Source organism: Neorhizobium sp. 2083, assembly GCF_031455615.1.
In the GTDB taxonomy this organism is placed as follows: domain Bacteria; phylum Pseudomonadota; class Alphaproteobacteria; order Rhizobiales; family Rhizobiaceae; genus Neorhizobium.
Genome location: NZ_JAVDTC010000005.1, coordinates 460,012 through 473,625 on the forward strand (window position 1 = coordinate 460,012; position 13,614 = coordinate 473,625).

Below are 13,614 nucleotides of genomic sequence, written 5' to 3' on the forward strand. Positions count from 1 at the left end.
CGGCGCGCTTGGCCGGTCCGCCCCATGAAGGGAATGGTTACACTTCGCGGGCAAGATATTTGCTGATAAAATCACTTGAAATCGCGTGAGGAGGACGCGCATCCATGCTCGAAAAGACCAAGACCGCGGTGAGCTACGGTGACGAGCCCGGCCTGCGCTTTGTCCTCGTCCTCGACGGCCACGGCGGCTGCAGGACGATGAACATGGCGGAGGCCTGCAGCTGGAAGCGGGAGGACGGTATCGTCTGGCTGCATTTCGAGCGCGATCATCCGGCGACGGCGGAATGGGTCAACACCCATGGCGGCTTCGATCCGCTGGTGGCGGAGGCGCTTCTCGCGGAGGATTCACGCCCGCGCGTCGAGCCCGTGGGCGACGGGCTGCTGATCATCCTGCGCGGTGTCTGCGCCGCCCCGCCGGACGAGGCGGAAAAAACCTCGGACGAGATCGACCTCGTCCCCCTGCATATCTGGGTGGACGAAAACCGGCTGGTGACATTGCGCGACAGCGGTCATTACATCACGGCGCTGCGCGATATCCGGCGGGCGCTCGACAACGGCAAGGGTCCCCGGCAGGCTGGGGAACTGCTGGCGCTCGTCAGCGACAAGCTCGTCCGCGATCTGGAGCCGGTGCTCGACGGCATGGACGAAGAGGTCGACGAACTCGACGAGCTGATTTTCAAGGGGGAAGCGAGCGAGGTGCGCCAGAGGCTCAAGCTGCTGCGCCGCCGCGCCGTGCAGCTGCGCCGCTATCTCGCGCCGCAACGCGATGCGCTCAACAGGATCGAGCACGACGACGCGCCGTGGCTCAAGGAACGGGACAAGCTCCGCTTTCGCGAGGTGATCGACAAACTGATGCGGTTCATCGAATATCTCGATGCCATCCGCGACCGGACCGGCATTCTCCACGACGACCTTTCGACGGTCATCGGCGAGCGGATCGCGCGCAATTCCAACCGGCTGGCCGCGCTGGCCGCCCTTCTCCTGCCGCCGAGCGTCGTCGCCGGCCTTTTCGGCATGAATGTCGGCGGCATTCCCGGCGTCAACGACACCTGGGCTTTCCTGATCATCGTCGCGCTGGTCGTGGTCATTTCCGCGGGCACGCTGTGGATCCTCAAGCGCATCGACTGGCTTTGACCCCGCTTCGACGCGCCCGGCCGGAACAGCTTCGGCTATTCGGCGGCCAGAGGAAGCGCCTCCCGGGATTCGATGCCGAGCATCTGCTTGAAGTCACCGTGGCTCGGGCAGCTGGAAAGCCGGCGCTCCATGGCATCGACCAGCCACCGGCCCGCAGGTCCGAGCGGATTTGCGGTCTTGCGCATGGCATAGAGCGGGTACTCGCTCTGCTCGTATGCTTCGAGATCGAGCGCCACGAGACTTCCGTTCATGATGTCCTTTCCGGCGACTGAAGCCGGCAGGCCGCCCCAGCCGAGACCACCCTTGATCAGCTGGTGCTTTGTGGCGATGTCGCTGACGCGCCATGTCCTGTAGGACAAGACGTTGAAATCGCGGCCTTTCGTCAGGCCCGACGTATCGGTCACGACCAGCTGGACTTCCTCGCGCACGTCGGCGATCGTCAGGGGCCGGCCGAGATTTGCAAGCGGGTGTTCGGCAGCGGCGACGGGAATCATGAACGAATAACCGATCTTCTCCATCGTCAGCGAATCCTCCTGCCGAAGGATCGACCCGCCGATGCCGATATCGGCACGGCCGCTCATGACCATGTCCATGACCATGCCAAGTTCGCCGACATTGAGATTGAGCGTAACGCTCGGAAAGCGGTCGCGGAATTCCCGCAGTTCCAAAACCATGGCATCCGAGGGCACCATCACGCTCAGCGCCAGCGACAGTTCCGCCTCCAGCCCCTGCTTGATGCTCTTCGCCCGGGCGCGCATCACCTGCAGGTCGGCGACGATCCGGCGTGCGTCGGTCAGCATCGCCTTGCCTGCTTCGGTCAGCTTCGGCTGGCGCGCGCCGCTGCGCTCGAAAAGCGGCATTTCGAGCTGGGCTTCCAGATTGCCGATCGTGTAGCTCACCACTGATTGCGCCCGATTGAGCACGCGCGAAGCGGCGGAAAAGCTGCCCGTTTCGGCGACGGCGAGAAACACCTGCAGCTGGTCGAGGGTCGGATTGGCATCCATGGTCTTCATCCAAATTTTCGATAGATCGCTTCGAGATTATCTCAGTTTTATCGATGGGCGTCCACGCCTATCTAATCTCTCGAACAGAGCGGATCCACCCGCTTTCTCCAATCCCGGATAACTGCAGACCCAAGCTGCAGACGTATCTCCAGACAAGGAAACAAACCATGTCCTCCATTCTTCTCGTGACTTCGAGCCCGCGCGGCGACGACTCGCTCTCCAGCAAGGTCGCCCATGACCTCGCCAACGAACTGAGCGCCCGCGACAACGGCACCTCGGTCGTACATCGCGATCTCGGCGCCAATCCGATCCCGCATCTCGACAGCGTCACCACGTCGGCGATCCGCAAGCCGGCCGCAGACCGCAGCCCGGCGGAAGCCGCCGCCGCCGACTATTCCGACAAGCTGGTCGCCGAACTCATGGCCGCCGATACGGTGGTCATCGCCACGGGCCTCATCAACTTCAACATCTATTCGACGCTGAAGAGCTGGATCGACAACGTCGCCCGCGCCGGCCAGACGTTCCGCTACACGGCGGAAGGCCCGGAAGGCCTCGCCACCGGTAAGAAGGTCTATGTCGTGCTTGCATCCGGCGGCGTCTATTCGGAAGGTCCGGCCGCCGGCATGAACCATGCCGTCCCCTACCTCACGACCGTCCTCGGCTTCCTGGGGATGACCGATGTGGAAGTCATCTATGTCGAAGGCGTCGCCTTCGGCCCGGAAGCTGCTGAAAAGGCTATCGCCACCGCCCAGCAGCGCAACCGGCAGCTTGCTCTCGCCGCCTAAGCACCCGTCCCTGCCCCTGACGGAACGAGCCTGCCGAGACGGCCGTGGACATTGTCCCGGCCGTCATTTTTTGCGCGGTAGAGCCGCTCGTCGGCGCGCCCGAGCATCGCATCCAGCGCGTGTCCGTCATCAGGAGCGGTCGCCACGCCGATCGACACCGTCACACATTGACCGTCGGGACGAATGACCGACCGGCAGATGGCGGTGCGCAGACGCTCCGCGATCGTCAAGGCGGCATCGTGATCAGTGTCGGGCAGGATCAGCACGAATTCCTCGCCGCCGAAACGAGAGAGATGATCGCTCGGGCGCGAGCCGGCCTGCAGGCAGAGCGCGATTTCCTTCAGCACCTCGTCACCCTTCAGGTGGCCGAACAGGTCGTTGACCTGCTTGAAGTGATCCGCATCGATGATGATGAGACTGAGCCCCGTACCGCGGTCGAGACAGCGGTGGATGAGCTTGGGAACATCCGCCTCCAGCCGGCCGCGGTCGAAAAGCCCGGTCAGCCCGTCGACGCCGCTCTTGGCAAGCAGCGCCTGATAGCGCTCGCGAAACGTCAGGTCGTTGAAGATGTCGGTGATCTCGCGCGTCGACCTGGCCAGTCGCGGGATCTGCTCGATCTTGAGATAGACGGCAAACAGCAGCGCGTAGAGAACCACGGCGAGCATCTTGGCATACCAGCCGCCGAAAAAGACCGAAGGCGGCGCATCGAAGAGGATATTGAGCGCCGAATAGAATCCGACCTGGTCGAAGGTCAGCATAACCGCGCCGCTGAGTGCGAATCTCAGCACGACATTGTTGCGCAGTACGCGGCCGAGCCGCTCGTAGAGCAGGATGATGCCGATCGCATCGACGTAGAGCAGCGCCGTGCCCCACACCATCAGCCAGCCCATCTCGTTGAGGAAAGCCATGTCCGCGGCACGGCCGCCCGGCAGCGCCACGACCTCGTGCGCCTGGAGAATTTGGGCGATCCCGACGGTCAGCAGGTTGCCGAGGAAAAGCCCGTAGATCGGCTGGCGGACGGTTGCCGCATCCTCCTTCAAGTAAAGAAGCAGAATCATCATCAGCTTGCCGGCAAAAAAGACCGAAGAACCGGGAGAAACGGTGCCGAACGGAAGTTCAATATAGAAGACCGCCGCGAGATAGGTCTCCATGAAATGCATGACACCGAGAGCGGCAAGAAATACGCCAAGTCCAATCTGGCGGCGGAAATGCAGGAAGGCGGTCATGACAGTGAAATAGATCACCGCTTCCAGAAGGAAGAGGGCTAGATTGAACACTTGCATTTCGATCTACCTTAACCTCCTGCAGGCACTATGCCGCTGTAACCGTTGTCTTTTTTACAAGTTCTCCAACCCGACAGGATTATCGCCATTATGCATGACTATGCAATAACGGCAGGGAGGTTTCGCTTTCGAATGACGGGTAATCCTGGATCTCCGGCAGCCTCTTGGGGACGTTGCGGAGCTGGGTGGCGATCGCGGGATCGACTTCGCGGACGATTTCGCCGGCCTTCCGGGGCTTGCCGAGAAGATAGCCCTGGAGCTCGTCGCAACCCGCGTGAGCGAGGAACAGTGCCTGTTCGATCGTCTCGACACCTTCCGCGACGACCTTCATGCCAAGCCCGGAGCCGAGGTCGATGATGGTGCGGACGATGATCTGCGCGTTATCGACCACGTTCAGGTTGTTGACGAAGCTGCGGTCGATCTTGATCGTATCGAACGGATAGCGGCTCAGGTAGCTCAGCGACGAGTAACCGGTACCGAAATCGTCGAGAGCGATGTGGAAACCCATGCGCTTCAGGTCGTTGAGGATCTGGACGGCTCGCTTGTCGTCCTCGATCAGCACGCTTTCGGTGATTTCGAGCTCGATCCGGCGCGGATCGGCGCCCGTGATTCTCAGAAGATCGGCAAGATCAGTGACGAAATCCGCATGGCGGAACTGCAGCGGGCTGACGTTGACGCTGATATGGCCGTCGAGATCCTCCAGGAGCCTGCAGGCTTCGGCGAGCACCCAGGCGCCGAGCCGGATGATCTTGCCGGAGGCTTCCGCGACCGGGATGAAATCGCCGGGGCTGATCATTCCGCGTTTCGGATGAACCCAGCGCAAAAGCGCCTCGTAACCGATGATGAGGCCGCTTTCCGCCTCGACGCGCGGCTGCAGGTAGAGTTCGAATTCATTGCCCTGCAGGGCAATTTCCAGATCGACTTCCAGCGCCCGGCGCTTTTCGATCAGCTCGTTCATGCCCCGCCTGAACATGCGGCAGGCGTTCCGGCCGGCATTCTTGGCGTGGTAGAGCGCGACGTCGGCGCAGCCGATCAGCGCGTCCATGTCCGTGGCGTGTTCCGGGCACAGCGCGCCGCCGATGCTGACGCTGATATTGGCCTGTTCACCGTGGCCGATATCGATCGGATCCGCCATCGCGACCAGCAGCCGGTTGCCGAAATTCTCGAGCTCGTCGATATCGGACATATGCGCGATGATCACGGCGAACTCGTCGCCGCCCAAACGGGCGACGATGTTGTCGGCGCCGGCCACGGCCGCAAGACGCGCGGCGGTCTCGCGGATCACCGCATCGCCGGCCTGATGGCCATGGATGTCATTGATATCCTTGAAGCGGTCGAGATCGACCATCAGGACGCCGCAGCCCTTGCCGTCCCCGGCCTCGTCGACCAGCTCGGTCAGCCGTTCGGAAAACAGCACCCGATTGGGGAGCCCGGTCAGCGGATCGTGCAGCGCCAGATAGCGCATCCGGCTTTCCGCCTGTTTGCGTTCCCTGAGATCGACGAGGCAGCCGATGCGGGCCTTCTCGCCGCGATAGAGGATGTCGCGGCCCCGTGCCTCGACGGGAATCCCCTCGCCGCTCGCCAACATCGCGACGATCTCGTGGCTGTTGTCGTCGTTGAGCTTCATCATGTCGGCGACGCGGATCGTCTCGCCGTCATGCAGGAAGTCGAAGACGGAACGGCCGATGATTTCGGCAAGCGGCAGGCCCATCATCTTGCCCAGCTGTTCGTTGCCGTCGACAATGATGCCGTTGCTGTGGATCAGGATCGCCTCGAACGTGGCGTTGGCGAGCGCTGCGACGCGCTCGGACTCCTCGTTGTCGCGGCGAAGCTCCATCAGCTCTCCGCGGCTGCGTTCCTCCTCCTCGACATTGTCCATCAGCCGGTTGAAAAGCCCGGTCAGCTTTTCGGCCTCGTCGCCTTTCACCACCGGAAGGCGCTTGCGCAGGTCGGCGTTGCCGCCGAGAAGATCGGTCAGTGCATCTTCCACATGGCCGACGCCGAGGCGTGTCGCGTGTTCGGCAAGGTTCAGCCCGTCCTCTTCGTCCCTGACCGATACGCGAATGCGCATGAGCCGGTTCACGGCCCAGAAGAAGGCGTAACCGAGGCCGAATGACCAGTAGAAACTGACGCCGATCCCGACGAGCTGCACGTGCAGCTGCGCCAGCCTGCCGCCCGCCGGCAGCTGCTCGACCGGCGCAAGCAGCGCGACGAGCAGCGTTCCGGCAACGCCGGCAAAGGCATGGACGCCGATCGCGCCCACCGCGTCGTCGATCCTGAGCGTTCTCTCGATGAAGGCATTGCCGAAGATCGCCACCGCGCCGCCGATCGCGCCGACCATCAATGCGCTTGCGGGATCAAAAATATTGCAGCCGGCCGTAACCGCCACGAGCCCGCCGAGCATGCCGGAATTCGACTTTTCCGGAAGGATGACGCCGTCCTGGTAGAAGCCGATGACATAGCCGACGCAGGTGCCCATGCCGCCCGCCAGCACCGTGTTCGCGATGATCGGCGCGACCTCGTCGGAGACCCCGAGCGTCGAGCCGCCGTTGAACCCGATCCAGCCGATGAACAGCAGCAGCGCGCCCGTGGTCGAGAGAACCGGGCTGTGACCGGCGATCCGGACCGGCGTGCCGTCGGCATTGAACTTGCCGATGCGCGGGCCGATGACCATGCAGGCCGCAAGCGCCACCCAGCCGCCGGTCGAATGGACGACCGTGGAGCCGGCGAAATCGACGAAACCCATCTGTGACAGGAAGGCGGACGCGTTCGGAAACAGGGCCGACCCCCAGGCCCAGTGGACGAAGACCGGATAGATCAGGCCCGACATGAACAGCGAACCGAACACATAGGCCGGGAGCTTCATCCGCTCGGCGACGGCGCCGGACACAATCGTTGCAGCCGTACCGCAAAACATCACCTGGAAGACGAAAAAGGCCGATTGCCAACTGTCCAGGTCGCGCAGGAAATAGAACTCGCTCTGCGTCCCGAACAGGAAACCGTTCGAACGGCTGAAGGCGATCATGAAGCCGACCGCAGCGAAGGCGACGACACCAAAGACGAAATCGAGAAGGTTCTTCTGCGCGACGTTGATCGAGTTCTTCGAGCGCACCATGCCGGCTTCGAGCAGAAGGAAGCCTACCTGCATCAACATGACCAGCCCGGCGGCGACCAGAACCCATGTCATATCCAGCCGGGACACATTCGAAGGGAGATCGCCCGCGAAGGCAAGGGCCGGGAAAAGGCCGCCGGAAAACCCGGAGCCGATAAAAAGCATAAAATATAACCAGCGAGATCGCATCAAAAGTCGACCGCAGTAAAGACATCGGAACAGATGCCTCAAGCTATCGCTAATGACTTAATTTTGAGTATGACTCGCAATTTTTACGATCACAATGCGGAACGCACGTCACGCGGAGCGCGACTTCTCCCCATCGGAAAACAGCGACGGACCATTCTGGTCGATGATCTGCTGCGCCTTGCGGACAGTGTATTCGATAGCGTCGTCCATCGAGGTGAAGACGTCGGCGCGGACGAAATTGCGCACCAGCGTCTCGCCTTCCACGTCCTTCTCGATACGCCCGGCCAGCCGGAACTGCGAGCCTTCGCGGATCGGCGTCGGATGGATGACGCAGCCGGCATGCTCGACAGGTTTTGCGGAAGCAGCGGGTGCTTCGGCAGCTTTGCCGCCACCGGAGAACATCGAGAATATATTGGACAGAAACGAAGCCATGGCGGCTGCCTAGCATATTCCCGCACAGGCCGGAAGCCGGGCACCCAAGGAAAAGTCGCGCTCGGACGTCTCATGCCCATCCGCACGACAGAGGAACCCTCCGCATGAAATGGAAGATCGCCGCAGCATTCCCCCTCCTCATCGCCGCCGCGCTCTGGATCGGCAATACAACCGTCTTCTCCCGGTTTCCAAACGACAAGCCGCTCAGGATCATAGCTCATCGCGGCCAGCACCAGCTTTTCGACACCACCAACGTCAAGAGCGACACCTGTACCGCGAGCCTGATGCTGCCGCCGACACATGCCTTTCTGGAGAATACCGTGGCCGGCATGAAGGCCGCCTTCGACGCGGGAGCCGACGTGGTCGAGCTCGACGTACATTTGACGCCGGACAAGCAGTTCGCCGTCTTCCACGATTGGACCCTCGATTGCCGCACCGAGGGCAAGGGCGTCACCGAACAGACGCCGATGGCCGTCCTGAAGACACTCGATATCGGCTACGGCTATACGGCCGATGGGGGTAAGACCTTTCCGTTCCGGGGAAAGGGAAAAGGCCTGATGCCGACCCTGCCGGAGGTTTTCGACGCCCTTCCCGACAGCCGTTTCCTGATCAATTTCAAAAGCCGCCGCGCTGAAGAGGGCGAAGCGCTCGCTGCCCTGCTCAACAGCCGGTCGGCCGCCCGGGCAGCGGCCTTCGGCGTCTATGGCGGCAGCGAGCCGACCGAAAAAGCAGTAGGGCTGGTCACGGGCCTTCCCGGTTACTCGAACCGCTCCGCAAAATCCTGTCTCCTCACCTATCTCGCGCTCGGTTGGAGCGGCAACGTGCCGGAGGCCTGCCGCAACACGCTCGTGCCCGTGCCGATCAACTACGCCTTCCTGCTCTGGGGCTGGCCGGAGCGTTTTTACGGCCGGATTCGGGCGGCCGGATCGGATGTCGTGCTGATCGGCCCGTTCGAGGCCGGTGACGCCGGATCATCCGGCATAGACGACCGCGACACCTGGGACATGGTGCCGTCGGGATTTCCGGGCTTCGTTTGGACCAATGTCATCGAGAAGACGCGGCCCGAGGTGGAGCGTCGCGGCTTCTGCGCCCTGCCCGCTCGGCCGCATGTCTGCGGCTAATCCAGCGATCTGCGGCAGACAAGACTTCCCGCCGTCATCAAGCCCGCCTATCATTCCCTCCGTTCGGAGGGAGCCCCGGATGCGGAGGAGATTCCTGTCATGGCGGACGGCCATTTATGCCTGCGCGATCCTGGTTGCCGCTTTCGGAGGGATATTGATGTCCGGCCCGCGCATGCCCGCTGACGGTTTTCCCGCTTTCGACGAGACCCGCCTCGGCGCCGATATCGACGCCTATCTTGCTGAGGAAGAAAGCCGTTTCCCGGATGTACGACCGGGCGCCGCCAAGCGGGTCGTCTGGGCCGATCCGGCGACGAAGGCGAAAACGCCTTTCGCCATCGTCTATGTGCACGGTTTCTCGGCTTCAGCCGAAGAGATACGCCCCCTGCCCGACCTTGTCGCGGCAGCGCTTGGCGCCAATCTCTATTTCACGCGGCTTGCCGGCCATGGCCGCAGCGGCGATGCCATGGGGGAGCCAAACCTCGAAGACTGGTTCAAGGATTTTTCCGAAAGTCTCGCGATCGGCGAAGCGGTCGGCAACCGGGTTATCGTCATCGGCACCTCGACCGGCGCTTCGCTTGCGACGCTGGCGCTTGCCGATCCGAAGATCGCGCCGCGCATTTCCGCTGCCGTGTTTCTTTCGCCGAATTACGGCATCAACAGTTTCGGCGCCTTCCTGCTGACGACGCCGGTCGCGCCGCAGCTTTCAAGGCTGCTGCTTGGCGAGAGCCGCGGCTTCACGCCCTATAACGACCGCCATGCCGCCCACTGGACGACCCGCTATCCGACACGTGCGCTGCTGCCGATGGCGGCGCTGGTCAAACTTTCCGTCGAGAGCCCGGTCGAGCAGGTGAAGACGCCGGCCCTCTTCCTCTATTCGTCGCTCGACGAAGTCATCCGGCCCGACAAGGTGCGCACGGTCGCCGGCCGCTGGGGCGGGCCTCACGCGCTTTTCGATGTCGGCACGACCGGCGATCCCGTCAACCATGTGATTGCTGGCGACATCATCTCTCCGGCAACGACCGGAGCGCTTACGGACCGGACGATCGCCTGGCTTAAGACCGTGCTCAAATGACGAGGTTGGCGAGGATCTCGTTTTCGGTAATGTCCTGATACCCCATGCCCGCCGCCTCGAAACGTTCGATCAGGCCCGCGAAATTCTCCGGTCTTGCGGTTTCGATGCCGATCAGGATCGAGCCGAAATTGCGCGCCGATTTCTTCAGGTATTCGAACCGGGCGATATCGTCTTCCGGGCCAAGCAGATTGAGGAAGTCGCGCAGCGCGCCGGGGCGCTGGGCAAGCCGCAGCACGAAATATTTCTTGAGGCCGGAATAGCGCATCGCACGTTCCTTGACGTCCGGCAGGCGCTCGAAATCGAAATTGCCGCCCGAGACGACGCAGACCACCGTCTTGCCCGCGAGCTTTTCCCGGCCCAGCATGTCGAGCGCGGTGATCGACAGGGCACCGGCCGGCTCCAGCACGACACCCTCGACATTGAGCATTTCGGTGATCGTCACGCAGATGGCGTTTTCCGGCACGAGCAGGACCTGATCCGGCGAAAAGCCTTTCAAGGCCTCGAAATTCAGGTCGCCGATCCTTGCCACGGCCGCACCGTCGACGAAGTTGTCGAGCTTGGCGAGCGTCACCGGCCCGCCGGCCTCGAGGCTCTTCTTCAGGCTCGGGGCGCCCTCCGGCTCGGTGAACAGAAAGCCCTTTCCTGCCACGACATCCTTCAGGTACCCGGTCATGCCCGACGACAGCCCGCCGCCGCCGACCGGCAGGATGACCAGGTCGGGCGTGACGCCGTCGGGCAACTGCTCAAGCAGTTCGGCCGCGACCGTCGCCTGGCCCTCGATAATGTCGGCGTCGTCGAAGGGCGGCACCATGACGCCGCCGGTCTCCTCCACATGGGCGCGGGCCGCCGCATAGCACTGGTCGAAAATGTCGCCGATCAGCCGGATGGTGATGAACGGACCGCCGAACATGCGGGTCTTGTCGATCTTCTGCTGCGGCGTCGTCACCGGCATGAAGACCACGCCCGGCACCTGGAAATGGCGGCAGACGAAGGCAAAACCCTGCGCGTGGTTGCCGGCCGAGGCGCAGACGAAGGTCTTGCCGCTCGCGCCTGCGGCAATCGCCTTGCGCAGGAAGTTGAAGGCGCCGCGGATCTTGTAGGAGCGGACCGGCGAGAGGTCTTCGCGCTTCAGCCAGATCTCGGCGCCGTAACGGCGGCTCAGGTGCTCGTTCATCTGCAGCGGCGTCTCGGGAAAAATCTCCCGCATCGCCACCCTTGCTTCGTCCACGCCCGCCTTGGTCACACCCGCCACGCTCACGCTCGCCCTGGTCACATCGGCCATCCATTGAATTTCAAGAATGGTCCCGCTATGCCATAGGCTTACGACTGAGACAAAGCTTCTTTCAGTTGCCGCGAACTTCGGGACAACCATTTTTTGAACGCCAATCTTCTCCGGTCGGTCATCTACATGACGGCGCTCTGCGCACTCTACCTGTCGCTGGCGATGTTCCTGCCGGCGTTGGTGGACCTTTATTACGGGCATGACGACTGGCAGGTGTTCGCCATGTCCGGCTTCATGGTCGGCGGGCTTGCAACGGCAACGGCACTCGCAACCCGCGGCCCCCCGCCGGTCTTCAACAAGCGTCTCGGCTTCCTGCTGGTCAACGTTCTCTGGGCGATGTTCTCGCTGGTCGGCGCCATCCCGCTGTTCCTTGCCGAGCACGAGCTTTCCTTCGCGCAGGCACTGTTCGAATCGATTTCCGGCATCACCACCACCGGTTCGACGGTCATCGTCGGGCTGGATACCATGCCGCCCGGCATCCTGCTCTGGCGCTCGCTACTTTCCTGGCTCGGCGGCATCGGCATCGTCGGCCTCGGCCTGTTCGTGCTGCCGTTCCTCAAGGTCGGCGGCGCCTCGATCTTCAAGCTCGAATCGTCGGAGACCAACGACAAGCCGTTCGCCCGGCTTGCGAGCTTCACCCGGGCCTTCCTGATCGTCTACGTGCTGCTGACCCTTGCCTGCGCAATCGCCTACGATCTTGCCGGCATGGATCATTTCGATGCGCTGAACCATGCGATGTCGACTGTCGCCACGGCCGGTTTCTCGACGCATGACATGTCCTTTGCCTATTTTGACAACAACATGCTTCTCGTCGTCGGCACGATCTTCCTTGCAATCTGCAGCCTGCCTTTTTCAGTCCTCATCCTGCTTGCCGTGCGCGGCCGGCTGGATACGCTGCGCGACCCGCAAATCCTCGTTTTCCTGGGGTATCTGTGCGTCATCTCGGTCCTACTTGCCGTCTATCATCACCTGAAAAACGGTATCGAACTCGACGACGCCCTGATCCATTCGTTCTTCAACATCACCTCGATCCTGTCGACCGGCGGTTTTGCAAGCGACGACTACACATTGTGGGGACCGTTCGCCGTGCTTGTCGCCTTTTTCGCCACGTTCATGGGCGGCTGCTCCGGGTCGACCGCCGGGGGCATCAAGGCCTATCGTTTCGTGGTGATGTTCAACGTCATCCGCGCCGGACTGAACAAGCTCATCTATCCGAACGCCGTCTATCCCGTTCGCTACGGCAGCCTGACGGTGGATGCGGAAACGCAGCGCGCCGTCTTCCTGTTCGTCAGCCTCTATATTTTTCTCTGGGTGGTCGGCAGCGTCGGCATGACGCTGTTCGGCTACGATATCCTGACCGCCATGTCTTCGGTGATCACCGCGCTGTCGAATGTCGGCCCCGGCATCGGCCCGATCGTCGGCCCCGTCGGCAACTTCTCGACGATCGGCGATCCCGCCCTTTATCTGCTGTCGCTGATGATGCTGCTCGGCCGTCTCGAAATCCTGACCGTGCTCGTCCTCCTGACTCCAGTCTTCTGGCGGCACTAACCCGGCACGCGGAGGAAACGGATCGGTCCGCCCGGCTCGTCGTCGTCGAAGACGGCGCAGGTCAGTTCGCCGCCGAACACGCAGCCGCTGTCGATATTGGTGCGGTTGCCGATCGTCTGCGGATTGCCCGGAAGCGGCGTATGGCCGTGACACAGATGCCGGCCCCAGAATTCGCCATCCTCGTCGCTCGGGAACCGCTTCCAGAGCAGGTCGCGCTCCCACTGGCCTTCGAGCGGCAACGTTTCGTCGACGCCGGCATGCACGAAGATCCGGTGCTCGTCGACAAGGATCAGCGGGCGATGCGCGCACCATTCCAGCATGTCCGGCGGCACATAGCCGTCGAAGGATTCCAGCGTCTCACGGCCGCCATTGTCGATCCAGATGAGTTCGTCATGCCCACGGTTCTGATGCGCCCGGACCATCATGTCCTCATGATTGCCCTTGAGCGCCGTCCACCGCCAGCCCTCCCTCCTCGGCCCCGCCGTGACGAGGTCGAGCACGCCCCGGCTCTTCGGCCCGCGATCGATATAGTCGCCTATAAACACCACGTGTCCGCTAGGCGCGTGGTCTTCCACATGCCCGAGCAGTTCCTTCAGCTGCGCCAGGCAGCCGTGGATGTCGCCGATGGCAAAGGTAAAGCCCAAAACACGCCT

At 62.5% G+C, this 13,614-nt stretch carries 11 protein-coding genes; 5 read left to right on the forward strand and 6 right to left on the reverse strand.

All coding sequences use genetic code 11. The features are described 5' to 3' along the window. The first annotated feature begins 104 nt into the window (after positions 1-104). On the forward strand, positions 105-1,133 hold the full coding sequence (locus J2X76_RS21545) for a zinc transporter ZntB (protein ID WP_310219322.1): 1,029 nt from the start codon (positions 105-107) through the stop codon (positions 1,131-1,133). A gap of 35 nt (positions 1,134-1,168) precedes the next feature. Here the strand turns inward: J2X76_RS21545 and J2X76_RS21550 are convergent, their stop codons facing one another. Beyond that, the gene (locus J2X76_RS21550) at positions 1,169-2,137 is read right to left on the reverse strand and encodes a LysR family transcriptional regulator (RefSeq protein WP_310219393.1); all 969 of its coding nucleotides are present in this window, start codon (positions 2,135-2,137) and stop codon (positions 1,169-1,171) included. Between the two features lie 167 nt (positions 2,138-2,304). Here J2X76_RS21550 and J2X76_RS21555 point away from each other — a divergent pair, with 167 nt between their 5' ends. After that, positions 2,305-2,922 (forward strand): FMN-dependent NADH-azoreductase, encoded by a 618-nt coding sequence (locus J2X76_RS21555; RefSeq protein ID WP_113128750.1) that lies wholly within the window; start codon positions 2,305-2,307, stop codon positions 2,920-2,922. Here the strand turns inward: J2X76_RS21555 and J2X76_RS21560 are convergent. From J2X76_RS21560 to J2X76_RS21570, 3 genes are all read right to left on the reverse strand, one after another. Further along, a complete protein-coding gene (locus J2X76_RS21560) occupies positions 2,919-4,205 on the reverse strand; it encodes a GGDEF domain-containing protein (protein WP_310219325.1) in 1,287 nt (428 codons plus the stop codon). The genes J2X76_RS21555 and J2X76_RS21560 overlap by 4 nt on opposite strands. Positions 4,206-4,293: 88 nt before the next feature. Then, positions 4,294-7,482: an ammonium transporter gene (amt, locus tag J2X76_RS21565; protein WP_310219327.1), complete on the reverse strand. Its 3,189-nt coding sequence runs from the start codon at positions 7,480-7,482 to the stop codon at positions 4,294-4,296. A gap of 132 nt (positions 7,483-7,614) precedes the next feature. Continuing rightward, a complete protein-coding gene (locus J2X76_RS21570) occupies positions 7,615-7,938 on the reverse strand; it encodes an HlyU family transcriptional regulator (RefSeq protein WP_113282988.1) in 324 nt (107 codons plus the stop codon). A gap of 104 nt (positions 7,939-8,042) precedes the next feature. Between J2X76_RS21570 and J2X76_RS21575 the strand changes: the two genes are divergently transcribed. Both J2X76_RS21575 and J2X76_RS21580 read left to right on the forward strand, forming a co-directional pair. Next, positions 8,043-9,059 carry a glycerophosphodiester phosphodiesterase family protein gene (locus tag J2X76_RS21575; protein WP_310219329.1) on the forward strand — a complete coding sequence of 339 codons (1,017 nt, stop codon included), beginning with the start codon at positions 8,043-8,045 and terminating at the stop codon, positions 9,057-9,059. Positions 9,060-9,138: 79 nt separating this feature from the next. Next, entirely contained in the window at positions 9,139-10,131 is a 993-nt protein-coding gene (locus J2X76_RS21580; protein ID WP_310219331.1) for an alpha/beta fold hydrolase, read from the forward strand. On the opposite strand, the gene ilvA is transcribed toward J2X76_RS21580, so the two are convergent. Beyond that, positions 10,124-11,338, reverse strand: a complete 1,215-nt coding sequence (gene ilvA / locus J2X76_RS21585) for a threonine ammonia-lyase (RefSeq protein WP_405030075.1) — start codon at positions 11,336-11,338, stop codon at positions 10,124-10,126. The genes J2X76_RS21580 and ilvA overlap by 8 nt on opposite strands. A gap of 168 nt (positions 11,339-11,506) precedes the next feature. Here ilvA and J2X76_RS21590 point away from each other — a divergent pair, with 168 nt between their 5' ends. After that, on the forward strand, positions 11,507-12,961 hold the full coding sequence (locus J2X76_RS21590) for a TrkH family potassium uptake protein (protein ID WP_310219333.1): 1,455 nt from the start codon (positions 11,507-11,509) through the stop codon (positions 12,959-12,961). Here the strand turns inward: J2X76_RS21590 and J2X76_RS21595 are convergent. Beyond that, positions 12,958-13,605, reverse strand: coding sequence for a metallophosphoesterase family protein (locus J2X76_RS21595; RefSeq protein ID WP_113128742.1), 648 nt, complete (start codon positions 13,603-13,605; stop codon positions 12,958-12,960). The genes J2X76_RS21590 and J2X76_RS21595 overlap by 4 nt on opposite strands. Between the last annotated feature and the right edge of the window lie 9 nt (positions 13,606-13,614).

Excerpts from the sequence above, each read along its gene's own strand:
- J2X76_RS21545 (WP_310219322.1), top strand. The coding sequence starts at position 105 with ATGCTCGAAAAGACCAAGACCGCGGTGAGCTACGGTGACGAGCCCGGC.
- J2X76_RS21550 (WP_310219393.1), bottom strand. The coding sequence starts at position 2,137 with ATGGATGCCAATCCGACCCTCGACCAGCTGCAGGTGTTTCTCGCCGTC.
- J2X76_RS21555 (WP_113128750.1), top strand. The coding sequence starts at position 2,305 with ATGTCCTCCATTCTTCTCGTGACTTCGAGCCCGCGCGGCGACGACTCG.
- J2X76_RS21560 (WP_310219325.1), bottom strand. The coding sequence starts at position 4,205 with ATGCAAGTGTTCAATCTAGCCCTCTTCCTTCTGGAAGCGGTGATCTAT.
- amt (WP_310219327.1), bottom strand. The coding sequence starts at position 7,482 with ATGCTTTTTATCGGCTCCGGGTTTTCCGGCGGCCTTTTCCCGGCCCTT.
- J2X76_RS21570 (WP_113282988.1), bottom strand. The coding sequence starts at position 7,938 with ATGGCTTCGTTTCTGTCCAATATATTCTCGATGTTCTCCGGTGGCGGC.
- J2X76_RS21575 (WP_310219329.1), top strand. The coding sequence starts at position 8,043 with ATGAAATGGAAGATCGCCGCAGCATTCCCCCTCCTCATCGCCGCCGCG.
- J2X76_RS21580 (WP_310219331.1), top strand. The coding sequence starts at position 9,139 with ATGCGGAGGAGATTCCTGTCATGGCGGACGGCCATTTATGCCTGCGCG.
- ilvA (WP_405030075.1), bottom strand. The coding sequence starts at position 11,338 with ATGCGGGAGATTTTTCCCGAGACGCCGCTGCAGATGAACGAGCACCTG.